General features: G+C 56.6%; 20 protein-coding genes. 17 read left to right on the plus strand and 3 right to left on the minus strand.

Annotated features, from left to right (window positions below):
* The first annotated feature begins 15 nt into the window (after positions 1 to 15).
* From K5845_RS06155 to K5845_RS06195, 9 genes are all read left to right on the plus strand, one after another.
* Positions 16 to 1,113 (plus strand): twin-arginine translocation signal domain-containing protein, encoded by a 1,098-nt coding sequence (locus K5845_RS06155; RefSeq protein WP_046479675.1) that lies wholly within the window; start codon positions 16 to 18, stop codon positions 1,111 to 1,113.
* Positions 1,114 to 1,224: 111 nt separating this feature from the next.
* Positions 1,225 to 1,545 carry a DUF2853 family protein gene (locus K5845_RS06160; RefSeq protein ID WP_046479672.1) on the plus strand — a complete coding sequence of 107 codons (321 nt, stop codon included), beginning with the start codon at positions 1,225 to 1,227 and terminating at the stop codon, positions 1,543 to 1,545.
* 155 nt (positions 1,546 to 1,700) lie between these two features.
* Positions 1,701 to 5,192: an indolepyruvate ferredoxin oxidoreductase family protein gene (locus K5845_RS06165; RefSeq protein WP_287958640.1), complete on the plus strand. Its 3,492-nt coding sequence runs from the start codon at positions 1,701 to 1,703 to the stop codon at positions 5,190 to 5,192.
* Between the two features lie 140 nt (positions 5,193 to 5,332).
* Positions 5,333 to 6,637, plus strand: a complete 1,305-nt coding sequence (locus tag K5845_RS06170) for an MFS transporter (protein ID WP_046479669.1) — start codon at positions 5,333 to 5,335, stop codon at positions 6,635 to 6,637.
* 177 nt (positions 6,638 to 6,814) lie between these two features.
* Positions 6,815 to 7,864, plus strand: coding sequence for a Bug family tripartite tricarboxylate transporter substrate binding protein (locus K5845_RS06175; RefSeq protein ID WP_082101212.1), 1,050 nt, complete (start codon positions 6,815 to 6,817; stop codon positions 7,862 to 7,864).
* Positions 7,865 to 7,921: 57 nt separating this feature from the next.
* Positions 7,922 to 8,419 carry a tripartite tricarboxylate transporter TctB family protein gene (locus K5845_RS06180; protein ID WP_046479666.1) on the plus strand — a complete coding sequence of 166 codons (498 nt, stop codon included), beginning with the start codon at positions 7,922 to 7,924 and terminating at the stop codon, positions 8,417 to 8,419.
* 83 nt (positions 8,420 to 8,502) lie between these two features.
* Positions 8,503 to 10,032 carry a tripartite tricarboxylate transporter permease gene (locus K5845_RS06185; protein ID WP_046479663.1) on the plus strand — a complete coding sequence of 510 codons (1,530 nt, stop codon included), beginning with the start codon at positions 8,503 to 8,505 and terminating at the stop codon, positions 10,030 to 10,032.
* Between the two features lie 187 nt (positions 10,033 to 10,219).
* Positions 10,220 to 11,719: a CoA-acylating methylmalonate-semialdehyde dehydrogenase gene (locus K5845_RS06190; protein WP_046479660.1), complete on the plus strand. Its 1,500-nt coding sequence runs from the start codon at positions 10,220 to 10,222 to the stop codon at positions 11,717 to 11,719.
* 90 nt (positions 11,720 to 11,809) lie between these two features.
* A complete protein-coding gene (locus K5845_RS06195; RefSeq protein WP_046479656.1) occupies positions 11,810 to 13,594 on the plus strand; it encodes an SLC13 family permease in 1,785 nt (594 codons plus the stop codon).
* 91 nt (positions 13,595 to 13,685) lie between these two features.
* Here K5845_RS06195 and K5845_RS06200 read toward each other — a convergent pair whose 3' ends face one another.
* Positions 13,686 to 14,885 carry a pyridoxal-phosphate-dependent aminotransferase family protein gene (locus K5845_RS06200; protein ID WP_287958641.1) on the minus strand — a complete coding sequence of 400 codons (1,200 nt, stop codon included), beginning with the start codon at positions 14,883 to 14,885 and terminating at the stop codon, positions 13,686 to 13,688.
* Between the two features lie 443 nt (positions 14,886 to 15,328).
* Here K5845_RS06200 and K5845_RS06205 point away from each other — a divergent pair, with 443 nt between their 5' ends.
* The 5 genes from K5845_RS06205 (at position 15,329) to K5845_RS06225 (ending at position 20,086) form a co-directional block, all read left to right on the plus strand.
* The gene (locus K5845_RS06205; protein WP_046479651.1) at positions 15,329 to 16,471 is read left to right on the plus strand and encodes a TRAP transporter substrate-binding protein; all 1,143 of its coding nucleotides are present in this window, start codon (positions 15,329 to 15,331) and stop codon (positions 16,469 to 16,471) included.
* Between the two features lie 168 nt (positions 16,472 to 16,639).
* Positions 16,640 to 17,176, plus strand: a complete 537-nt coding sequence (locus K5845_RS06210; protein WP_425284155.1) for a TRAP transporter small permease subunit — start codon at positions 16,640 to 16,642, stop codon at positions 17,174 to 17,176.
* Positions 17,173 to 18,528, plus strand: a complete 1,356-nt coding sequence (locus K5845_RS06215) for a TRAP transporter large permease (protein ID WP_046479645.1) — start codon at positions 17,173 to 17,175, stop codon at positions 18,526 to 18,528. The genes K5845_RS06210 and K5845_RS06215 overlap by 4 nt, the downstream gene beginning before the upstream one ends.
* A gap of 13 nt (positions 18,529 to 18,541) precedes the next feature.
* Positions 18,542 to 19,894, plus strand: a complete 1,353-nt coding sequence (locus K5845_RS06220) for an amidase (RefSeq protein ID WP_287958642.1) — start codon at positions 18,542 to 18,544, stop codon at positions 19,892 to 19,894.
* Positions 19,895 to 19,903: 9 nt separating this feature from the next.
* The gene (locus K5845_RS06225) at positions 19,904 to 20,086 is read left to right on the plus strand and encodes a hypothetical protein (protein WP_046479640.1); all 183 of its coding nucleotides are present in this window, start codon (positions 19,904 to 19,906) and stop codon (positions 20,084 to 20,086) included.
* 89 nt (positions 20,087 to 20,175) lie between these two features.
* Here K5845_RS06225 and K5845_RS06230 read toward each other — a convergent pair whose 3' ends face one another.
* The gene (locus K5845_RS06230; RefSeq protein WP_287958643.1) at positions 20,176 to 21,135 is read right to left on the minus strand and encodes a 2-hydroxyacid dehydrogenase; all 960 of its coding nucleotides are present in this window, start codon (positions 21,133 to 21,135) and stop codon (positions 20,176 to 20,178) included.
* A gap of 237 nt (positions 21,136 to 21,372) precedes the next feature.
* Between K5845_RS06230 and K5845_RS06235 the strand changes: the two genes are divergently transcribed.
* Together K5845_RS06235 and K5845_RS06240 are read left to right on the plus strand one after the other, a co-directional pair.
* On the plus strand, positions 21,373 to 21,747 hold the full coding sequence (locus K5845_RS06235; RefSeq protein ID WP_046479634.1) for a hypothetical protein: 375 nt from the start codon (positions 21,373 to 21,375) through the stop codon (positions 21,745 to 21,747).
* Between the two features lie 252 nt (positions 21,748 to 21,999).
* The gene (locus K5845_RS06240) at positions 22,000 to 23,022 is read left to right on the plus strand and encodes a hypothetical protein (RefSeq protein WP_287958644.1); all 1,023 of its coding nucleotides are present in this window, start codon (positions 22,000 to 22,002) and stop codon (positions 23,020 to 23,022) included.
* Here K5845_RS06240 and K5845_RS06245 read toward each other — a convergent pair.
* Positions 22,994 to 23,926, minus strand: coding sequence for a hypothetical protein (locus K5845_RS06245; protein WP_052744077.1), 933 nt, complete (start codon positions 23,924 to 23,926; stop codon positions 22,994 to 22,996). The two genes, K5845_RS06240 and K5845_RS06245, sit on opposite strands and share 29 nt — an antisense overlap.
* Positions 23,927 to 24,240: 314 nt before the next feature.
* Here K5845_RS06245 and K5845_RS06250 point away from each other — a divergent pair, with 314 nt between their 5' ends.
* Positions 24,241 to 25,101, plus strand: coding sequence for a sensor histidine kinase (locus tag K5845_RS06250; protein WP_287958645.1), 861 nt, complete (start codon positions 24,241 to 24,243; stop codon positions 25,099 to 25,101).
* Positions 25,102 to 25,113 lie beyond the last annotated feature (12 nt).

Below are 25,113 nucleotides of genomic sequence, written 5' to 3' on the forward strand. Positions count from 1 at the left end.
CGGAGACGCAACCCTATGGATCGACGCGAATTTTTGAAGACAACCGGTCTCGCCGCTACGGCAGCTGCCACGACAACAACAACTGCTGCGGCCTCCTCGACGTCTGCGCCGGTCTCCGCACCCGCGATCCTCCCGAACACCCGTGAACTGCACATGGCAATGGCGTGGCCGGATGCCGTATCTGGCCAGGCAGACTGCGCGCATCGCCTTGCCAGTCGCATCGAAGAAGCAACGGACCGTCGTTACCGCATTCGTATCACTGCCGAAAATTCGAATGCAGCAGTCACTCTCGCAAAGGGCGAGGCCGACCTTTACCATGCCAGTGAGCATGACAATGCTGACCTCGACGCTGCTTTTTCGTATTTCGCCGGCCTGCCGTTTTCGGCAGGCTTGGCACCGGGCGACCTAGCAAGCTGGCTCGCCATCGGAGGTGGTCAGGAACTTTGGGATGAACTTGCCGCCGAGCACGGCTTCAAACCGCTGCTGGCCGGACACACCGGACAGTCACCACGTCTCTGGTCGAACCGACCTATTGGGACCTTGGGTGACTTCAAGGGCCTGCGCATCTCGGCTTACGGTCCAACGGCCGACGTCATGCGTGCCATCGGTGCCGAAACGGTCGCGATGCCGTCGTACCGGCTCGCGGCCGCCCTGCGTGACCGGGACATTGATGCAGCCGAATTCGGTGGCGCATTGCAGGCAATGGCAGCAGGCGTAGCGCCGGCCGGGAACATTGCTCTGGAAACCGTTTCCAATGGCGCCGGCACGGCCATTACACTGGGCATCAGCACACGCTTGTGGGACGGCATGAGCCAATCCGACCGGACGATCTTTACGGCATGCGCCGGAGAAGCTTACCGGCTGGCGGTCTCTGAAAACGAAGCCCATGAGAAGGTTATTATGAAGGCCCTAACCGATCTGCATGGGGTCACGACCGCGAGCCTGACGGCGGACGCCCGTGCCGCCCTACGCTCGGTTACTGAGGCGGTTGTCGCGACTCTCGCTTCTACGACTCCGCGTGCCCAGCGCGTTAATGCGAGCTACATGGCCTTCCGCCGAACGGTAAGCCCATCGGATCTGGCGACGCCTTCAACTGAGATCCCTCTTGTTTGAAGTTAACGCGCTGCAAAAACCGGAATTTTTCATCGCTTTTGTCGGAAAGGGGCGTAAACTGCCGGTCCAATGGCGAACCCAAATCAAAGGCCCGAAAGGAGTCATTGAAAAATGAGCACCGACTATACAAACGATGTGGCGCGTTACGCCAAAAACGTCAACGAACAAGCCGTTGCCGGCATTGTCAAACATTTGGGCATTGCTCTACGCGGCAGAGATGCGGCACTAGTGTCGTGCTCAAGCAAAGACGAACTCGCGCGGGTTCGTGATGGATGGCTGAAAAAGAAGCTCGGATTGACGGACGACGACAAGGCGCTCGACGCGGCAATCAATGAGATCTGCACGACCATGAAAGGCGACTCGCAGAAACAGCGCGTGACCTTCTATTACCTGCTCGCTGAGAAGTACAACAAGCTCGATGCTCTTGTCTGAGCGCACATACCTTGCGTGATCGCGTTTTGCTGACCGCAGGCCTTGCGTTTTAATTGCCGCGACCGATTTTGAAGTAAGGGGTATGGAGTAGCTTCCTGCCCCTTAATTTGTTTTATGCAATACTATCCCTTGGCTGCCGATCGGAATACGCGGAGATGCCAAAGAATAAGCCGACCCTGAGCGAAAAATTCGATCTGGCCGAGACGCATGTGCTCCTCACCGGTACTCAGGCCATCGTTCGCCTCGCGCTTATGCAAAAGGCTAGAGATCAGGAAAACGGCCTGAACACAGCTGGTTATGTGACGGGCTATCGCGGCTCTCCCATCGCAACAATCGAACAAGCATTTGCGGCAGCAGGGCAGATCGTTCCCGCAAACGACATCGTCTTTCAGCCGAGCATTAATGAAGATCTTGCCGCGACGGCAATCTGGGGCTCGCAGCAGGCCGAGTTGCGCGGCGAAGGCCTCTTCGATGGCGTGTTCTCCATATGGTACGGAAAAGGCCCCGGCGTCGACCGCTCTGGGGACGCACTCCGTCACGCCAATCACGCAGGGACCTCCGCCAACGGCGGCGTGATCGCACTTATGGGCGACGACCATACGTGTGAAAGTTCCACCTCGGCGCACCAGTCCGAATTCGCTTTCGTCGACGCGATGATTCCGATCCTGGCACCGGCAAACGTTCAGGAGATTCTTGATTTCGGCCTGTTTGGATTTGCACTGTCTCGCTACGCAGGCGTCTGGGTCGGCCTGAAATGCGTAAAGGATAACGCCGAGAGCACCGCATGCGTCGACGGGCGACCCAATCGCGTTGTCATACGCCATCCAGCTCCAACCGAATTTGATATGCCGCCTGATGGCTTAAACATCAGGCTGGGCGATAGTCCGTTGGCGAAGGAGGCACGTCTTCACGAATTGAAACTCGATGCGGTGCGTGCGTTCGTCCGAACGAACGGACTAGATCGAATCATTTTTGAAGGGGGACCAGCTCCACGAATTGGTATCGTCACGGCAGGCAAAAGCTATCCTGAAGTCCGTCAGGCTCTCCACGATCTCGATATAGATGAAACGCGCGCTGAAGAGCTGGGCGTGGCTCTATATAAGGTCGCCATGACATGGCCCCTCGAACCCAAAGCCATGCTGAGATTTGCCGCCGATCTCGATCTCATCATCGTCGTCGAAGAAAAGCGCGCGCTCATAGAACCTCAAATAAAGGAGTTGCTTTATGGGCGCGACGCACGCCCCGTCATAATCGGCAAGCGGGATGAAGATGGCGCCCCCCTGTTCAAGTCATCCGGCGCCCTGGAAACACTGCAAATCGCGCTGGCCATCGGCGAACGTTTGTCAGAACGCACAGGCGACCGCCAGATCTGGAACCGCGTCGCTGAGCTCCATCGATTTGCCACCAACCGCGCGACAGAACCCGAAGCTTTTGAGCGCACGGCCTACTTCTGTGCCGGCTGCCCGCACAATACTTCGACACAAGTCCCTGACGGCGCGCGCGCTTATGCAGGTATCGGCTGCCACTACATGGCCCAGTGGATGGACCGTGCGACCGACGGCTTTACCCAAATGGGTGCCGAAGGAGCCAACTGGATCGGCGAAGCGCCCTTCTCAGCGAGAGACCACGTCTTCCAGAACATAGGCGACGGCACCTTCGTACACTCAGGTTCTCTTGCAATCCGTGCAGCCGTTGTCTCAGGCACAAATATCACTTTCAAGGTGCTCTATAACGATGCCGTCGCGATGACGGGCGGACAACCCCTCGAAGGCGGCATGACCGTCAGCCAGATGGCGGCTCTCGCTCTTGCCGAAGGTGTAGCACGCGTCGATGTCGTGACAGACGATCCGGCCCGCTACAGGTCCATTAACTTGCCGCCAGGCGTCGAGCTCCTTCAACGCAGCAAGCTCGACGCGACGCAGCGCGCGCTGGCCGAAACGCGCGGGGTCTCAGTCCTCATCTATGATCAGACGTGCGCCGCCGAAAAACGCCGCCGCCGGAAACGCGGAACGTTGCAAGACCCAGACCGGCGCGTCTTTATAAACCCGCTTGTCTGCGAAGGCTGCGGGGATTGCGGCGTGAAATCAAACTGCGTCGCGATCGTTCCTCTCGAGACCGAACTTGGACGAAAGCGGGCCATAGACCAATCAGCCTGCAACAACGACTTTACGTGTCTTGAAGGCTTCTGCCCCAGCTTCGTGACACTGCACGGGGCAAAGCCCAAATCCCGGTCGTCGTCAGAAACAAAACAAACCGCGACGCCGACACTAAATCCGGTCGCTTTACCAGAACCGCAGCGGCCGAGCCTCGCCGAGCCCTACGCCATTCTCGCGACTGGAATCGGCGGCACGGGCGTCGTCACGATATCTGCTGTTCTTGGCCAAGCTGCGCATCTTGCAGGCCTTGGCTTCGGAGCCATCGACGCTACCGGCCTAGCTCAGAAAGGTGGCGCCGTCGTTTGCCACATGAGGTTCGCCGCTGAACCGGAGGCAATCAACGCCATCCGGGTGGGAACAGCGGACGCGGACCTGATCCTGGGTGGAGACCTCGTCGTAACGGCGTCAAACAAGGTTCTCGATTGTATTTATCCCAACCACACGGCCGTCGCTGTATCGAGCCATGAAGTTCTAACCGGTGCCTTCACACGCCGACCGGATTTGGCCATCCCCAGCCACCGCTTGATGGACCGCATTCGCCGCCGCTTGAATGGAGCGCCACTGATCAGCGTTGATGTGTACGACCTCGCCGTTCGCAACTTCGGCGACAGCATCTACGCCAACATGATGCTGCTCGGCATTGCCTACCAACATGGCTTCATCCCCGTGCCATCAAACTGCATCGAAGCTGCGATCCGGCTCAACGGCGCCAAGGCTGAAACAAACATTGCCGCGTTCCGGTTTGGACGCACCACGGCCACGAGAGATGAACTTCAAACGGAACATGAGGATCCCAATCCCGCACACAAAGCGCTAACGCTTCGCGAAGCCATTGCGCACCGCGCAGCGCACCTTGAAGCCTACCAGAATGTCACCCTCGCCGAGCGCTATCTCGAACGCGTCGACGCTATCGCCAATCTCGAACAGCATAGAATTCCAGGCTCCCAGACACTTACAAAAGCTGTGGCACACGCTTATTTCAACGTCCTCGCCATTAAGGACGAATACGAAGTCGCGCGCCTATTCACGCAGGGCAGCTTCCAAAACCTCATTGGGCAAAACTTCGACAATATCCGCGCAATGACGTTCCATATGGCTCCGCCCCTCCTTCCCCGCAGGGATCGTGCAACTGGCCATCCTCGGAAACTCGCAATTTCTGGCCGCTGGCTAATGCCGATACTGAAGGGACTAGCCAAGGCAAAACGTTTGCGAGGCACATGGGCTGACCCATTTGCCTACACTGTCGACCGTCGCCGGGAACGCGCCTGGATAACGCAGTATGAGGAGGATCTCGATCTTATCGCCCAACGTCTAAACCACGGCAATTATGCAGCCGCCATCGAACTCGCCGGTCTGCCGCAAACTGTGCGCGGCTTTGGCCATGTCAAAATGGCGGCTTTAGACAAAGCCGAACATCGCGCCAAAGAACTCAGGCAACAGCTACGAGATCGCTCACGGTCCGCAAATTTGGATCGCATCCCCGCGCAATAAAAATTCAAATCACTCATAGACAAAAGCCACGCCAACTAATCTGACGTCATAACTGCGCGCTTTTGGCCTGCCCCTCATTTCACAGAAACGACACTTTGAGGGTGGAACGCAGCGAATTATGGCACCTAGGGTTAGCATCAATGACCGGTTTAATACGTCCCATAACGGCTCTTCTCTGCGCGGCGGCAATCGCCATCATGGGTTCAGGCCTCATGGGCGTGCTCGTGCCCATGCGCGCCACCTTGGCGAACTTTTCCAATATTGAGATTGGTATCCTCGGCTCGTTCTATTGGATCGGCCTGACTCTGGGATGCTTCATTTCTCCTTTCGCCATCTTCCGCGTCGGCCATATTCGCGCATTTGTCGCTTTCACCGCGACCGTCACGATCACACCCTTAGTCATGTCATTGATCTCTGATCCGATGGTCTGGTCGGGACTACGCCTCGTCAACGGCATCTGCTTTGCCGGCATTCAGATGGTGATTGAAAGCTGGCTCGCAGCCGCTTCGACCGATACGACGCGGGGCCGCATTTTCGGGATCTATACGTTTTTAAACCTGACCGTCACCACGATCGGGATGCAATTGATCATCCTGGCGCCCCCCTTGGATTTTCAGCTGCTCATTCTCGTCGCAATCCTGTTCTCTCTCGCCGCCGTCCCCATCGCACTGTCATCGTCGATGGCGCCGTCAACGCCCAAGAGCGTAAAGCTTCATCTGCGGTGGTTGATGCAGATTTCCCCGGCATCTGTCGTGGGCTGTTTTTGCACGGGCGTCACCGGAGGCGCTTTTTGGGCCATGACCCCGCTCTATGCGCTTGAAACGGGCTTCACCCCCGTGGAAGGCGGTGCGCTCATGACCCTAGTCGTGCTCGCGGGCGCCATTGGACAGTTACCGATCGGTTGGCTGTCGGATCGCGTGGGGCGACGGCAGACGCTCGTCGCCGTCTCGTTTGCCGCAGCTCTCACTTGCTTTGCTGTTTTTTCTCTATCGACCAACGGCCGGGACTTGGTGTGGCCAGCTGCGGCCATCTTCGGCATGTTCGCCTTCGCCAGCTATCCGCTTGGCGTCGCCCACGCCAACGATCTGGTGGATAAGAGCGATGCCGTTGCCGTATCCGGCGGGCTTCTTCTGATCTATTCGATCGCCGCCATCAGCGGGCCCCTGTTCGCCTCCGCCGCTATGTACGTGTTTGGCCCACACGCACTCTTTCCATTTATGGCCGCTGTTTACGCACTAACTGCTGTTGTCATTCTGCTGCGGGTTCAAGTTCGCCCGGAATTGCCGGAAGAACATCAGGAAGTGTTCGTTCCCATTGCCCGGACGACACCCGCCGCCTTTGCCCTCGATCCACGCGTCGAGCCCGAAGAGGCCCTCGATGTCAGCGGGCCTGAACCCCCGAATCCGGCAGATTCTCTAGAGCTAGATTCCGCACCGCAGCATTGAGCACCTGATTGATTTTTCAGCACACGACGTGCTGATTTTTCATGTGGTATACCACATCCTCACTTGCGTTCGAGCCGTGGTATACCATAGACTGACCCTCGCGCTCTCCCGAAGAAGAGAGCCGCTCAATATACCCTAGCCGGCTATTTTATTCAGGCCCCACGGGAGGAAACTAAAGTGAAACCAAGTCTATCTGTAACTCTCGGTTACAGTGCCGCCATGGCCGGTGCTGTACTCATTGGAACTTCCGCGATGAGCCCCGCTCAGGCGTGGGAACCCAAGCGCCCAATCGAATTTGTCATCCAAACATCTCCGGGTGGTGGATCCGACGTATATGCGCGTCTGTGGATTGGCATCATCCAGAAATACAACCTCTCACCAGTGCCCATTACGCCGGTCAACATGCCCGGTGGCGGTGGTGCCGTAGCGCTCACCCATTTGAAGAGCAAGGCAGGCGATCCACACTACATGACACCAACCCTGAACAGCGTCGTGACCACGCCGCTGCAGCAGGAAATCCCGGTCATGTATCCCTCCGAGGATCTAACGCCGATCGCTCTGATGTCGATCGATCCTTTCTATCTCTGGACAAATCCCAGCAAGATCAAAACCTGGGCAGAGTTCCAAGAAAAATGTAAGGCTGATCGTCTCTCCTCAACGGGAACCGGTGCCCGCGCTGAAGATCAGATTCACATCAGCCTCCTGCAGCACGCAGCCGGTTGTAAGGATTTCCGCTACATTCCGGCCAAAGGCGGTGGTGAGGTGGCATCCAACGTCGCCGGTGGCCACCAGGACTTCAACGTCAACCAGCCGGCTGAGGCTATGCCTCACTACCCCGATCGCCTCATCCCGATCTTGGGCTTCAGCAAAGAACGCTCAACGGCCTTCCCCGACACCCCGACGCACTGGGAACTCAAAGTCGGAACCGACGGTGAGTATGCCGAGCTGATGGATCTGGAAAACGGCCTCCACCAGATGCGCGGTATCATCGGCCCGCCCGATATGCCGAAGGAAGCTGTCGAATGGTACGAGAACCTTTGGAAAAAGGTCTTCGAGACCGCTGAGTGGCAAGAGTTCATGAAGAACAATGCCCAGCAGCCGATCTTCAAAGGTGCTGACGAATATAAGAAGTGGCTTACGACGTTCGAAAACAATCACGTGAAGATGATGCGTGACGTTTTCAAATGGCCGCTGCGCTCGGATCTGCGTGACCGCAACGGTAAGTAACTGACACACACACGTCGTACAAACCACGAGCTAGAATAAGTCGAAAGAGGCCTCAACATGATGCCCAGCCTTCTAAAGATTAGTCACAGATCATTCGAGATCGGCGTTGCAATTATCTTGGTTGCCTTGGGTATCTTGGTCTTTTTCGAGTCACTTCGACTGAACCCGGGTCTAGGGGATATCGGCCCTGAGCCCGGGTTCTTTCCCTTCGTCTTGACCATAGCAATGTTATTCGGCGTTTTCGTCGTGTTGATTGGTGTGGTGAGACAGCCGGACTTACGCCCATTCTTTGAAGCACGCGAAGAGGTAGTAGACCTCCTCAAAGTCGGGTTACCCATCTTCTTCGCAGTACTCGCGCTGAAATGGCTCGGTCTTTACATCACGGCTGGTCTCTACATGGCTTTCTTCATGGCTTGGTATGGCCGCTTCAAGAGCTATTGGGCACTTGCGGGCGGGGTAATCTTTCCGGTTGCTCTTTGGCTGACCCTTGCCAAGGGTTTCAACATCCCCATGCCTCACAGCATCTTCTACGAAACCGGACTCCTACCCTTCTGACAGACAAAACCTGATCCGCAGCTCAAAAGCTAAGAACACCCTGCGTTCAAGCAACAAGAACGGATTTATAGGGACGATACGTCATGGAAGCCTTCGAACTACTCGCCGTAGGATTCGGCGCACTGGCTGATCCCGCACGCCTTGGGTTCATGATGCTGGGCGTTATCCTGGGCCTTCTCGTGGGCGTACTGCCCGGAGTCGGTGGCACGACCGGTGTCGCGATCCTTCTACCTGTCACCGTGTTCCTGGAGCCAATTTCAGCCCTTGTTATGCTGGCAGGCATCTATTGGGGCTCGATGTATGGCGGTCTGATCACCTCGATCCTCTTTGCCGTGCCAGGGAACCCTTGGTCTGTTGCAGTGATGTTCGACGGAAGACCCATGGCAAAACAAGGCAAAGCACAGCTTGCCATGTCCATCGGGTTCACCGTGTCATTCGTCGGTGCAATGATCGCATCGATCTTGTTCACGTTCTTCGCGGTCCCCTTCGCCGAAATGGCGCTGAAGTTCGGCCCGCCAGAAATGTTCGCCGTTTTGATGATCGCTTTCGGCACCTTCATCGGTATGGGAGGAGCACCAGCCAAGGCACTCATCATGATCGCAGCCGGCTTCCTCCTGTCGACTGTCGGCCTTGACGTCGTCACCGGCCAGCCACGGATGACCTTTGGTAGCATTGATATGCTGCAAGGCTTCCACTTCGTACCGATAACGATTGGTCTGTTTGGCCTTGGCGAAGTATTGAACAACGCTGCTGAGCGCTACAAAGTACAGATTGAGGACTTGACCAAAGCGGCCAAGCTTGGGCTCCACGATATCACCGAGTCCATCCGTCTGATTATGAAGCACTGGGTGCTTGCCCTCTCGTCAGCCCTCCTTGGCTTTATCACAGGGATCCTACCCGGTGCCGGTGCCACCCCAGCCTCGTTCATGGCCTATGGCATCGCACAGAAGACTTCGAAGCATCCCGAGAAGTTCGGCCACGGCGCTCCTGAAGGTGTGCTCGCGCCGGAAGCCGCCAACAATGCTGCCGGTACTGGCTCGATCCTGCCGATGCTTGTCCTCGGTATCCCAGGTTCACCTACGGCCGCCATCCTCATGGCCGGCGTCTTCATGTGGGGCTTCGTGCCAGGACCACGGCTGTTCACTGATCAGCCAGAGTTCGTCTGGTCCTTTATCGCAAGCCTCTATCTGGCAAACGTAGCTGCGGTCGTGATCTGCCTCGTCGCTACGCCGCTCCTGGCAATGATGCTGCGCACGCCTTACGCAATCATGACGCCGATCATTGTCGTGCTTTGCCTGGTTGGCGCTTATGCGATCCAAAACTCAATGCTCGACGTTTGGCTCGTCGTTATCTTCGGCATCCTCGGCTTCATCCTGCGGCGGCTTGAATACCCACTGGCCCCGCTTGTCGTCGCCTTGGTTCTCGGTGCGCCAACCGAAGATGCTTTGCGCCAGAGCCTGATCATGAGCGACGGGTCTCCGTGGATCTTCCTGGAGCGTCCGGTGTCAACGCCAATCGCAATCGTTGCGATCCTGCTATTCCTGTTGCCTCTGTTCCAGATGTTGCTGCGTCGGTTCCGCCGCGGCTCTCCTGAGCAGGCACCCGGAGAATAGTCCCCTTTAGACTACGGATCAGATCAGGGCGGCCTATAGGCCGCCCTTTTTTGTTATCATTTGCGTTAGCCAAATCTCGGTGGCATCCAGATTTCCGCCTATTGCGACACCGTGGTAGAGAAAGAAATGAACGTTTTCTCCCACCTGTCCAAGCTCCACCAAGCCCATAAAACTACAGGCGTTTATCATGACCCGTGAACTCAGCCACTTCATCGGCGGCAACCATGTGCCCGGAACTTCAGGCCGCTTCGGCGATGTCTATTGGCCAATGACCGGCGAAATCGCAGCACGGGTGCCACTGGCAACCACCAAAGAAGTTCGCCAAGCCGTTGAAAATGCAAAAGAAGCCCAAGAGGGTTGGGCCGCAACTAATCCCCAGAGGCGCGCACGCGTCATGATGCGTTTCGTTGATCTCCTCAACCGGGATATGGACAAGCTCGCTGACGTCCTCGCGCGTGAGCACGGCAAGACAATTCCCGACGCTAAGGGCGACATTCAACGCGGCCTCGAAGTCGCTGAATTCGCTATCGGCATCCCACATCTCTTGAAGGGTGAGTATACCGATGGCGCCGGACCTGCCATCGACATGTATTCCATGCGCCAACCGCTCGGCGTCGTCGCTGGCATCACACCATTCAATTTTCCCGCAATGATCCCGCTCTGGAAGGCCGCCCCAGCTATCGCTTGCGGCAATGCCTTTATCCTCAAGCCGTCAGAACGCGATCCAAGCGTACCGATGATGCTAGCGGAACTGTTCATCGAAGCCGGCCTTCCGCCAGGTATTCTCAATGTCATCAACGGCGACAAAGAAGCCGTCGACGCCATCCTTGATGATCCCGACATCTCTGCAGTCGGTTTCGTCGGCTCCTCTGACATTGCCCAATATGTCTATGCGCGCGCGGCCGGCACCGGAAAACGCGTACAAGCATTCGGCGGCGCGAAGAACCACATGATCATCATGCCTGACGCCGACATGGATCAGGCCGCTGATGCACTGATCGGCGCCGGTTATGGTTCGGCCGGGGAACGCTGCATGGCCGTTTCTGTCGCCGTACCCGTAGGCGAACAAGCCGCATCCGCTCTGCTCGAACGCCTCGTTCCAAAAGTCGAAACACTTAAAGTCGGCCCATCAACAAGTGCCGACGCAGACTTCGGTCCGCTTATCTCCAGTGCTCACCTGACAAAGGTCAGAGCCTATGTAGACCTCGGTATCAAAGAAGGCGCCGACCTCCTCGTCGATGGCCGCGATTTCAAAATGCAGGGTTACGAGAACGGCTTCTATATGGGCGGTTGTCTGTTCGACCGAGTCACGCCGGAGATGCGTATCTATCGCGAAGAAATCTTCGGCCCCGTCCTCTCAATCGTCCGTGCAGGAACCTATGACGAAGCCCTGCGTTTGCCATCAGAACATGAGTACGGAAACGGGGTAGCTATATTCACGCGCGACGGTGATACGGCGAGGGATTTTGTCTCCAAGGTCAACATAGGCATGGTCGGCGTCAATGTTCCGATCCCTGTCCCGCTGGCCTACCACACCTTCGGCGGCTGGAAGCGGTCTGGATTTGGCGATCTCAATCAGCACGGTCCCGATTCAATCCGCTTTTACACAAAGACCAAAACGGTCACATCGCGCTGGCCTTCCGGTATCCGCAGCGGTTCGGAGTTCTCCATTCCGACCATGAAATAATCCGTTCGAGAAGTTGCATGGCCGTGTCAATGACACGGCCCCACACGGTCGAGGTGGGTAGATAAACCTAGAAAAACGCGGGGGGCTAGCATGCAGTTCACACCGGATCAGATCACTATCCTGGTCCTGCTTGCCGGCGTCTTCGTCCTTTTGGTATGGGGTCGCTGGCGCTACGATATCGTCGCGTTCGGCGCTTTGATCGTCGCCGTACTTCTCAACGTCGTCCCGGCCGGAAAAGCATTCGAAGGCTTCGGCCATCCGGCCACCGTCATCATCGCGCTTGTCCTCGTCGTTAGCCATGGCTTGGCGGCGTCCGGCGCTGTCGAGCTGCTAGCACGCCACATTACGAACGCCGGACGCTCGATCTCCACTCACATAGCTGTCATGGCCAGTGTGGGGGGCCTTCTCTCGAGCATTATGAACAACGTCGGCGCATTGGCCTTGCTGATGCCCGTCGATATCGAAGCTGCTCGTAAGGCGAAGCGGTCACCGGGACTGACGCTGATGCCGCTCTCGTTCGCAACATTGCTCGGTGGGTTGGTTACACTTATCGGAACACCACCCAACATCATCATTTCGACATTCCGCGAACGCACCGTCGATGCACCGTTTCAGATGTTCGACTTCGCACCGGTCGGCATCGTCCTTGCCGTGGTCGGCATTGCCTTCATCGCGCTGGTTGGCTGGCGTCTCATCCCCACGCCGTCCGACGATAGCAGCGCGTCGTTGAGCACCTTTAAGCTCGATGACTACATTGCTGAACTCACCGTCAATCAGGATTCAAGCATCGTAGGAATGCCACTCCTCGATCTTGAGAAGGCCTGTCAGGACGGAGACTTGACATTGCTCAACGTGATCCGTGGCAAAAATCGCTTACCGAGCGCATCCGGCTGGATACAGATTCAGGATGGCGATGTCCTGCTGGTCGAAACGGCTGCTGAAGCGCTCGATAAGTTCGTGTCCGAACACAAGCTCTCATACGTCGAAGCCGACCACCAACGCGAAAAAATCGAAGGCACCGGACTGGAACTCGTGGAAGCCGTCGTCCGCCCCGGCGCACGTATCGAAGGACGTACCAGCGCCAACCTCAGTCTCGTTGACAATTACGGCATCTGGCTCATCGGCATTCAACGAAACGGCCGCAGGATTGCCTCGCGCGTGCGCCGGACGCCGCTGTCCGCTGGCGATGTCCTGCTATTGCTCGGCCCTCAGCAACGCATCCATGCCTTTCTGGATGCGATGGGCCTTCTGCCCCTCGCTGAACGCGGCCTTGAGGTAAACGCGTCCGGCAAAGCCGCCCTAGCGACGGGAATATTTGCAACGGCCATCGCAGCATCAAGCGTTGGCTGGGTCGACTTGTCTGTCGCACTCGCTCTGGTAAGCACGCTCTACGTACTTACAGGCATAGTCCCGATCAAGCAGCTCTATGACACGATTGAATGGCCTGTCGTCATCCTGATAGGCTCGCTCATACCCATCGGATTGGCGCTCGAAACTTCAGGCGCGACGAACGTCCTCGCAAGTGGCCTCGTCAACGCCGCAAGAGATCTTCCACCGTGGGCGATCCTCACAATCATCATGGCCCTAACGATGGCGTTGTCCGACGTCTTGAACAATACGGCTACTGCCCTCGTCGCGGCTCCCATCGCTGTCGATGTTGCCAGATCATTGGAAGTGAACCCAGATCCGTTCCTGATGGCGGTCGCGGTTTCCGCGAGTTGCGCATTCCTGACCCCCATAGGCCACAAGAACAATACGCTGATCATGGGACCGGGCGGCTATCGCTTCGGTGACTACTGGCGCCTGGGACTACCTCTGGAAATCATAATCCTGGCCGTCGGCGTACCGATGATATTGCTCGTCTGGCCACTCTGAGCATCCTCGACGCACGAGGTATCCTGAAAACAAAAAGACCGCCGACTGTTGTGAACCGGCGGTCCTTTTTTAGTTCGTTTTCCCGCACTCGTTACGCCGCGGCGCGCACCTGGTTGGTCGCGCGCGTGATCTCCGCCATAGCAGCCGTCACACCGCCCTTGGCGTGAGGAACGCCGGCGAGCTCAAGACCCATCTCAACGCCCGACAGAGCACCCATAATCGTCAGATCGTTAGTGTCGCCGAGATGACCAATGCGGAAGACCTTCCCGGAAAGACGGTTCAATCCCGTGCCCAAGGACATATTGAAATTCTCCAGGACCAAGGCCCGGAACGTATCGGCGTTATGACCTTCAGGCATGAGCACACTCGTCACAGCTGGCGAGTAATATTTCGGATCGCGACAAAGGACTTCCAGCCCCCAAGTCTCAACCGCAGCCCGGGTCGCCCGGCCATGCCGTTCATGACGCGCGAACACATTGTCGAGCCCTTCCTCGTGCAGCATCGTGATCGCTGTTTCGAGGCCATAAAGCAGACCGGTAGCGGGCGTGAACGGGAAGAAGCCACTGGCGTTAGAAGCAATCATGTCCTGCCAGGACCAGTAGGACCGCTGCAGCGACGCAGACTTTGCCGCTTCCAATGCCTTCTCGCTCACAGCCGTGAACGAAAGACCCGGCGGCAACATCAAGCCCTTCTGCGACCCGGAGATGGAGACGTCGACGCCCCATTCGTCATGGCGATAGTCCAAGCAGCCGAGCGAAGAAATCGTATCGACCATGAGGAGCGCAGGATGGCCGGCGGCATCCATCGCCTTACGGATATCCTGAATCCACGAACGGCAGCCCGTTGCCGTCTCGTTGTGCACGACGCAAACGGCTTTAATCTCATGCACGGTATCACGCTTCAGGGCGCTCTCAATCGCATCGGCTTCAGCGCCGGTACGCCAATCGGTCGGCAGGAATTCGGGCACCAGACCGATCTTCGCCGCCATGTCCTTCCACAGCGTTGCGAACTGGCCCGTCTCGACCATCAGCACCTTATCGCCGGGCGACAATGTGTTAACGAGCGCCGCTTCCCACGCGCCGGTCCCGGATGAGGGATAAAGAATCACGGGCTGCTTCGTCTTGAAGATCGTCTTTATGCCATTGATGACACGCAGCGATAGATCGGCAAAAGCTTGGCTGCGATGATCGATGATCGTACGCGCCATCGCTTGAATAATACGCTCAGGCACGGGGGTAGGACCTGGAATCTGAAGGAAGTGACGTCCCGGCTGGCGCGTCGTATTCGACATGATATCATCCTAAAGTTTAATAGTGCGGCGCCCATGACAAGCCGCAACGGCAGCGCAGGTCCCTCCTAGGCACAGCGCAAGCCGCAAAATCCGATGCGGCAAAATGCATGCTAAGGCCCAGAGCTATAGGATTTCCGGCAACTGCCAGTCAAGTTGGCGCCATGCGGCACAAAAACCAGGCACACGTAAGATACCCACCAAGCTCCCCGCACCCGCAGTGAAAAAGCCGTTTACGGGTTTGGCGACGAAGGCTAGGCTGCGAAAGGCTCCATGCCTGCCAAATAGCTACTCTACGAATTGTCACATGTGCGCAATTGACTCATACAAAGCGCGCGGCAGGTTAGCTGAGCCGCAACCAGAGCCGAAAACGGCCGGTCGCATAACACCCCACCTTTGGCGTGGGCACTGTTGTCACTTTTTCCTTATGGGAGGAAAAAAATCCTATGACGTCCAAGACCGATACAAAGTCCGTCTCCCGTCGTCGCTTTCTGAAAGGCAGCGCCATTGCTGCTGGTACGGCCGCGGTTGGCACAGTAGCAATGCCCAACGTTTCCCGGGCAGAAACTATCACGCTGAAGATGCAATCCTCTTGGGGTGCATCCGACATCTTCCAGGAGATGGCAAAACAGTACACGGATCGCTGCGAAGCGATGTCCGGCAACCGTCTCAAATTTGACCTTCTGCCCGCCGGCGCCGTTGTTAAAGCGTTCCAGGTTCAGGATGCCTGCTCTGATGGCGTCATCGACGCGGCTCACACGGTTTCCGCATACTGGTACGGTAAAAACAAAGCTGCTTCGCTCTTCGGGACCGGCCCGGTCCTCGGTTGCGACGCGACACAGATGCTGGCCTGGATCCAGTCCAAGGATGGCCGCGAACTGTATCGAGAGCTGACCCAAGATATCCTAGGCCTCGACGTTGTCGGCTTCTTCGCTATGCCGATGCCCACACAGCCACTTGGCTGGTTCAAGAAGGAAATCAAAACCGCCGAAGACATGAACGGTGTGAAATACCGTACCGTCGGCTTGGCAACCGACATTATGCAAGGCATGGGCCTAGCTGTAACGCAGCTTCCCGGCGGCGAAATTGTTCCAGCTCTTGAACGCGGCGTTATCGACGCGTTCGAGTTCAACAATCCGACGTCCGACCGCCAGTTTGGTGCCCAGAACGTTTCCAAGCACTACATGCTGGGCTCCTATCACCAGGCCGCTGAATTCTTTGAGATCATTTTCTCGAAGAAGAAGTTCGACGGCTTGCCGCAGGAAATCAAAGCGATCCTCGAATACGGCGCCGAAGCTGCCAACACGGCAAACTACGCGCTCGCACTCGATCGCTATTCTGCCGACCTGCAGGGCCTGATGAACGAAGACGGAGTTACCGTCGCGCGTACGCCAAAGGCGGTGATGGAAGCACAGCTTAAGAGCTGGGACAAAGTGCTCGAAAAGCTGGAACAGGATGCCTTCTTCAAGAAAGTTGTCGACAGCCAGCGCAAGTGGTCGGAACGTGTGGCGTTCTACTACCTGATGAATGCCGCTGACTATCGTTTGGCCTACGAGCACTATTTCCCAAACAAATTGAAGATGGGCTGACCCGTCTCGGACTGACTTAAACCGGAAGTCGGAAGCTACAGATGTGGCTTCCGACCTATACGTATCGGTCCAATTTTTTGGGGACGCTAAACGGTGCTTTCGTTTATCCGAGCCGTTGACAAATTGTCGACTTGGGTGGGCCACGCGTTTGCGTGGTGCATCATCGCAATGACCTTCGGGGTCAGCTACGAAGTCTTTGTTCGCTACATACTAAGAGCCCCGACCACATGGGCCTTCGACCTCAGCTACATGATGTATGGCGCCCTGTTCATGATGGGCGGCGCTTATACGCTCGCCCGTGACGCCCACGTACGAGGTGATGTCTTCTATCGCCTCTGGCCGAATAGGGTCCAGGCCACCATCGAGTTGGTGCTGTATGTGATCTTCTTCTTTCCAGGCGTTTTGGCATTGATCATCGCCGGTTGGAAATATGCCAGCAAATCCTTCCGTTGGCTCGAAGTCAGCTCCATGAGCCCAGCCAACATCCCCATCTGGCAATTCAAGTTCATCATACCTGCTGCAGGGATACTTCTTCTCATTCAAGGTTTCGCACAGGTCTGTCGCTGCATCATATGCCTGCAGACAGGCTCCTGGCCGGACAAACTGGCAGACGTGGAAGAAACAGAAACGGCCTTGCTCCATCAGGCCGAAGACCACGCAAAATTATCTCAGCAGCTCTCCGGCAACAAGGACGCGCCTAAATGACCGACCCGCAAGTTGCCATCATGATGCTGGCACTCTTCATCTTCGTTGTCATGCTCGGCTTTCCCATCGCCTTTACGTTGATGGCGATGGGCGTGATCTTTGGCTACTACGCCTACTATGATCCTGAACGGATGACGTCGATATTCGACAACCGAATATTCGATTTGTTCGTCAACCAGACGTACTCGGTGATGTCCAGCGACGTGCTGACCGCCGTCCCCCTCTTCCTGTTCATGGGTTACATCGTCGAACGTGCGAACATCGTCGACCGATTGTTCACAAGCTTGCGGATCGCCGCCAAAAACGTTCCGGGGTCGATGGCACTCGCATCTCTTCTAACATGCGCACTATTTGCGACCGCGACGGGCATCGTCGGTGCCGTGGTCACGCTCATGGGGCTTCTCGCCTATCCGCAGATGCTGAAAGCCAAATACGAGCCCAGCTACGCATCAGGTGTGATCTGCGCCGGCGGGTGCCTTGGCATCCTGATCCCGCCGTCGATCATGTTGATCGTTTATTCTGCAACCACCAACGTCTCAGTCGTAAAGCTATATGCCGGAGCGTTCCTACCCGGTTTCATGCTGGCGGGACTCTACATGATCTATGTTGTCACCCGCGCCGTATTGAACCCCAAAATTGCGCCGCCACCTTCCGAAGATGACACAGCCGATATCTCGGGCTGGGCCCTCTACTGGCTGATGCTGACGTCGTTCGTCCCTCTTGCGTTACTGATCCTATCCGTGCTTGGCGCAATTCTCTTCGGTCTCGCCACACCTTCCGAGGCCGCTGCCGTCGGATCGCTCGGAGGACTTGTTTTGGCCGCCGCCTACGGATCCTTGACGTGGGAACGGCTCAAAGAATCCGTTTATCTGACCGTCAGGACTTCAGCCATGGTGTGCTGGCTGTTCGTCGGTTCCTGGACCTTCGCGTCCGTCTTCTCCTACTTGGGTGGAGAAAACCTCGTCAAAGAGTTCGTGATCTCTCTCGACCTCTCGCCAATCATGTTCCTGATCCTAACGCAGATCATTATCTTCCTGCTCGGTTGGCCGCTCGAATGGTCGGAAATCATCATCATCTTCGTGCCGATCTTCCTACCACTGGTGACGCACTTCGGGATTGATCCGCTGTTCTTCGGCATTCTCATCGCCTTGAACTTGCAGACATCGTTCCTCACTCCACCCATGGCCATGGCGGCCTACTATCTAAAGGGGATAGCGCCGCCGCACATACGTCTGACTCAGATCTTCGCGGGGTGTATGCCCTATCTGGGCATGGTTCTGTTGGCGATGGTGCTGTTGTATACGTTCCCAGGCATCGCCCTTTGGATGCCCGAATATTTCTACGGCCATTGATCGATGAGGTAACATGGCGGCAAACGCCGGTGGACTGAATGAGCTGACGGTGACCGAAGCGGCAAGAGCGATCCGCGACGGCACCGTCACGTCCGAAAAACTCACAGAAGCCTGCCTCGCACGGATCGACGAACGTGACGACGCCATTGGCGCCTTCGCGCACATCGACCACGAGTATGCGCTCAAACAAGCCACAGTTGCCGACCAAATCCGCGGCACCGGAAACGGCATAGGCCCCCTTCACGGTGTCCCAATTGCTGTGAAGGACATCATCGATGTCGCCGGTTATCCCAATGAGAACGGTTGCCCGATATTTTCGGGCAACCGACCCCAGCGCGATGCCACCTGCGTGGCCGCGTTACGCTCAGCAGGCGCCATAATTATCGGAAAAACGGTAACGACGGAACTTGCCCTGCTCACACCCTCGACAACAAAGAACCCACTCAACACATCCCATACACCGGGGGGATCATCCGCAGGATCGGCAGCCGCCGTTGCAGACCTAATGGTGCCCGGAGCAGTTGGTACGCAAACCGCCGGCTCAGTATTGCGGCCCGCATCCTACGTCGGCATCTACGGGTTCAAGCCCACATCCGGCCTCGTCTCGCGCACAGGCGTCCTGCAGCAGTCCCACACACTGGATACGGTCGGCTATTTTGGCCGTTCGATTGAAGACCTAGCGCTCTTAACCGATTGCATGGCCGGGTACGACGCTACCGATCCCGCAAGTTATTTTGCAAGTGGCCCAAACGTCGTTGAGCTAGCTGCCAGCAAGCCACCCCTCACGCCAAGCTTCGCGTTTGTGAAAACGCCAGCCTGGGATCAGGCAGATCCTGAAATGCGAGAGGCGTTCACCGAACTGGCCGGCGAACTCGGAGCTCAATGCGACGAGATCGAACTCAACGGCCTCGCTCGCGTCATCGAATGGCAGCGCCTGGTACAGCTCGCGGAGAACGCCTCGTATTACGGACCGCTGCAAGACCGAGCACGCAACCTGTTGTCCGACGAACTGAACGTTCGGCTTGATGAAGGTGTCAAAGTTCCCGTGCGCGCCTATATCGAAGCGATCGCGTCACGGGAAAGGGCGTACGAAGCCATTGCCGAAATCTTCGAGCACTACTCCGTTATTCTCACTCCTGCGGCGCCCGGCCCAGCACCGCATCTCGACGAAGGCATTACAGGCAGCCCGATTTTCAATGGCCTGTGGACCTATCTCGGCATGCCCGCCGTCTCAGTCCCGATTATGGAAGTCAACGGCCTCCCCGTCGGTGTCCAACTCGTAGGACCGCGTCGCGACGACGGCCGCCTTCTCCGCACCGCCAAATGGCTAGTCGAGCATCTGGCTCAACAACCCGCCACCGCGTGAGGCTCTTTCATGTATGACAAGCTGCTCGCAATATTCTCCCTCGCTCTCTACCTCGCATTCATTGCGATCCTCGGATACGCAGTCGAGGGCTGGGATATCAAAATCGTTCTGATTATCACCGGCCTGATGGTGACATACGATTTCTGGCGGGAGGCATTCAGTAAAATCAAGAATGGTAGCAAAGGCCACTAGCCAGCTACCCCACCAAACAGTCAAAAACAAATTGGCCCGGAGATGATCCGGGCCAATTGGATTCAAAACACCTAACGTCTGTCAGCTGCTTAAGTAAGCGCGAAGGGCATTTCCTTACCGGCAAACGCGGCATCGATATTATCGAGAGCCTCGAAACCCATCTGATTTCTGGCTTCGATAGCAGCAGAGCCAAGGTGCGGAAGAAGGAACGTGTTCTCCAGTCCGTAGTAAGCCTCATTGATCTTCGGCTCACCCGCGAACACATCGAGACCAGCATAGCCGAGACGGCCCGATTTGAGCGCCGCGATCACATCTTCGTCCTTCACAAGATCGCCGCGCGCCGTATTCGCAACGATCGCACCCTGCGGCATCTTTTCGATGGCATCTTTGTTGAAGAAATAGCGCGTCTCGGGCGTCGATGGCGCGTTGATCGAGAAGAACTCCGACACGGCCAACAGGCTGTCCAGAGTGTCATGATAGATCGCACCTTGCTCAAGCTCGGGGCTGACGCGAACGATATCGTGATAGTGGATTTCCATATCGAAACCACGAGCACGCTGCGCCAGTGCGCGACCGATCTTGCCGAAACCGAAAATGCCCAGTTTCTTGTTGTCGAGGCGGCGACCGACAAGTTGCAGCGGCGCCCAGCCCGGCCACGACTTCGTGCGGATCATGTGCTCGCCTTCAGAAGCGCGGCGCGCGGAACCGAGCAACAGCAGCATCGCGATTTCAGCCGTCGCCACCGTTACACCATGCGGTGCGTTACCGATCTTAATGCCGCGTGCTTTGGCAGCGTTCAGATCGATATGGTCGAAACCGATCGAGAACGTCGACATGATCTTGATGTGCTCCGGCAGCGCCATAACCGCGGCCTCAGGCATCTTGTCCGTGATCGTGATCATCACAGCGTCGACGTCACGCGCCTTCTCGGCGATCTCCTCTGGAGTCATCTGATGATCGTCTTCATTGAGCACCACCTCATAGTCCCGGTGGGCCCGTTCTTCCACGGCGCTCGGCAGGCGGCGCGTAATTAGCAGGCGCTTCTTCATAGCCGTAACTCCTCCCTCAAATAAGGATTTTTAGTTCAACCAAGCAGCTTGTGCCGCATGCGGCAGGCCCTGACAAGTATTTCGGCTAACAGACGGCGGAAGGCCGCAGCTTGACGCTTTCTTTACCAAGAATTCGGAATCTTGCCTCTGAGCATTACGGAACACGCTCACCCGCTCTCGCAAGCCGGCGCCCGTCCCACCAAGACCCACGCCGGGCCAGCCAAGGGGATCAGACCGATGAAATATATTATCGCTGCCCTGGCGCTTCTGGCCGTTCTCAAGGTCTACGCCCAGGATCAGATTTATCGCTCTGCAACAGCAGATGCGCTGATCGCCGCTTACCGCAACAATGCCATCGCCGCGTGTCAACGCGACCGGCTCAACCAATCCGCCGAATTTGCCGGTCTCGCTTGGTCGAAACCATCATCAATTGCGTTGCAGATTGGTCGCGGCGATCTCGGGGTAAACCTCTGGGAGATCAGCGATACGCGTTGGGATGCGGCATACAAGCAGCCCTATCTGGTGCTCGCACCTGCGGACCCGCAAACCAATCTGAGATGTACCTATGACATCAATATCAACGTCGCGAGCGTGCGACGAAGCGGTGCTTGAAAACGTACACCTCAATAGAAGCGACCTTGGTTTCCCACCAGTTACCATGCATCTCGCGCACTTGCGCCGCTGGTTCACCTGTCAACCTGAATGACGAACTCATCTCGCCAGTGCCGAAACCCTAGGAACCTTCCGCGAAAAAGGTCAGGCCAACTGCTCCGCTGGCCCAACGCCAAATGGGGATCGCGCATCAAGGGGCGAAGACTTATTGTCATCGCGGCTCTCGCAACGGGCTTTTCGCTGACCCTTTTTTTGACAACGCCAACCCGTTACTCCGCAACAACGACGCTCCAGCTTGATCCAAAACACGGCACCCTTTCAAACGACGCCTCGTATGATGTCATCGAAGCCGACGATGCACTTGCCGCAAAAGCTCTCGCTGACATCCGTTCTCACGAACTGGCCTTGGCCGTCGTCGTCCATCTCAAATTACAGGAGAGACCGGAGTTTCTTGATGAGGCTCCGCTGTGGCAACGCATACCCTCCACCCTCATGTCTCTCCGCGGGCAAGAGACATCACAACGCGATAGCCCTCAGATTCAGCAAAAGAATTCGCGCTTCGATTTTATGGACGAAGCCAGAGAAAACGACGACGGCAAAACCTTCGCTATTGATCCGAAACTGAGCCGTTCTGCGGCCACTGTAGCGGCGCTCATCAAAACGCGACGCTTGCGGAATACCCTTTTGATAACAATCACAGCAAAAGCGAGCGATCCCGAACTGGCCGCCCGGATCGCTGATACTGCAGCCGACGTCTACATTTCCCGGAAGCTAGCCCGCAAGAAACGCCTCGCTCAAGAGCGCATGCGCGCCGCGGAAGACCGCATCGCGGAATTGCGTGCACAGATTGGAGCGGCCAAGGCCTCCCCTCAGCCTCAAGCAACGGTACTCGCAAATACAATCGATGCGCCAGATCCCACATTAAAGATCAATGCGCTCACCCAGCAACTCAACGAAGAAATGGAAACCGGGCGGCAAGCCGACACGAGCTTTGGGTTGCACTTGCCGGATGCACGCATTGTCGAGCAGGCGGCAGATCGACCGGTTTCACGCACCTCACAAATGCGCGCAGCAATCGGTTCCTTGGTCACCGGGCTACTGTGTGCAATCGTTTTCACGCTAGTCATTGCATTACTCTCGCCTCGAAAACGAAAGAGTATCTGGCCACCGGCCTATATCGATTTGGCGCTTACCCAACCACGCAATCTACCAATGTCTCACCAGATGCCGCCCACTGCGCGAAAGGTTAGAACTCGACCTCAACGCTCCACTTGAGCGTGGCTTCTGGCGTGTTCTGATTGAGCCCGGCGAGTAATCCGACCCCGATCGTAACGGTCGTGCCCTCGTCCTTCTCTTCACCAAATTCTGCATCTGTATCGATGTCTATTGCGTTGTTTTCGGAACGGTAGGTGTAATAGATCAACGGCCCCATGCGGTGTTGATCGAAGTCGCCAAACAGTACCCGTGTCTCATCCGGCGTCCCACTATTCCCGAGCCGGTCTACCGTACCGTAGGCCTCCAGAGCGAATGCCCAGTTTTCCGTGGCATCGTATTTAATCTGCGTCGCATAGGCGAAATCCCATTTCGGATCGCGTTCGTCAGGATCTCCACCAAAGAAGTGCACGAGCGTCAGGTTAGCTACCGCCGACCACGGTCCATACTGCGCCTCAATGATTGGACCAAACACGACCGAATTAGCGCTACCCGTTTCGAGAGGGTGCTCGACTTCTGTCAGGGCTCCCAACCCAATCCCATGTTTGTTTTTGATCGGAATGAGTATCACCACGCCTTCGACAGCGATTTCGTCGAGCGTAAGCCCCCCAAAGTCATTAGCAAACACCGGCCCCTCAGGGTCGTCCAATCGCTCTTTTTCATATTCGATGCCGACACGCATCCGAAAGAAGTGGGTGAGCGTCATCTCAATTTCGAGCGCATGGCGCTGCTGCGCTACGCTATTGTCATCATACGCGAATTCACCAGGCGCCACTTCCTGATACTGGCGCTTTGGCAGCCCCCACGAATGAGCATTTTGACTTTGAAACTCGACGGTCCCCGGCTCAGCCTCAAGATCCTTGATCTCGAATTGCCCAATCGCCGGCCCGGCATGCACCCCGCCTGCACCCAAAAAGCATAGGCTGGCCATCAGGCCACCGACTAGCCAGCACGCTGACGCCTTCATCCCCCCCCCGGTTCAGCGAAGACCGGAAGACATCCAAGTCTTCCCGAATTTTTCTTACAAAAGATCCCGACGACCGGATCAAAGCGTATTTTCCACAACTCGGCCAGCGCAATAGTGCAACAAGTTCACAGAAAGCCAGCCATCTTGCACTTAATCTGAGCACAATATCTGGCATCCAAAGAAGATCTTGCCGCCGCGAAACTGTTAACCCGTAGTTATCGGTTAATACCTAGAGTTCATGACGGTTCATTCCGATCGAGACAAACCAGAACATGCTCAACGGCTCGTTTAACAATCAGAATACGAAGTCATTAATGTCTGAATACGCATCATTGCTTGGTGATGCGGTATTACGGCATAGAACGCGTGTGGCCGAACACTCGGCGCGTATCGAGACTGAGCTGGCGAATAAGGTCAAATCCGAGTTCATCTCGAATATGAGCCACGAGCTGCGCACGCCACTCAACACCGTAATCGGTTTCTCCAAAATCCTAGCTGAGAATGACCGAAGCAAACTGAGCGATGAGAATGTCGCCGAGTACGCGTCACTGATCCATGACGCCGCCGTGCATTTGCTATCTGTCATCAACGACATTCTCGACATTTCGAAAATGCAGAGTGGCAAGTACGCACTCAATGAGCACGAAATTGATCTCGCTGCTGTACTCGAGGAATGCGTAAAGTCGGCAAAACGGCTGGGCGATAGCAAGAACATCACGCTCGTGTTCCTGTCCCCCCCGAGCCTGACTACGATCCGCGGGGAAGAAAACAAGCTCGCGCAGATCTTTAACAACATCATCTCCAACGCCATCAAGTTCACGCCGCCCGGTGGCACGGTTGTTATTGAAGCACTGCGCAATCCTGACCAGAGCGTAACAGTCCTTGTCCGGGACACGGGCGTCGGCATGAGTGCAGAAGAACTTTCCGTAGCGCTGACCCCCTTTGGTCAGGTCGATGGATCACGCGCGCGCTGGCAAGAAGGAACCGGCCTCGGCCTCACGATCGCCAAGGCGCTAACAGAACTCCACGGTGGCCAACTGCAAATTGAAAGCGAGAAGGAGCGCGGCACCCAGGTCTCGGTGCACCTCCCCTCACCTCATCACGTTTCCATAGCTCAGGGACGCGGCGCCGCCCTCGGCACTTTTATGTCGGGCCCCGACCCTTCGAGCCGGTGACCGGAACAATGA

Origin of the sequence: Filomicrobium sp., from assembly GCF_025698805.1 — a bacterium.
Classification (GTDB): Bacteria; Pseudomonadota; Alphaproteobacteria; order Rhizobiales; family Hyphomicrobiaceae; genus Filomicrobium; species Filomicrobium insigne.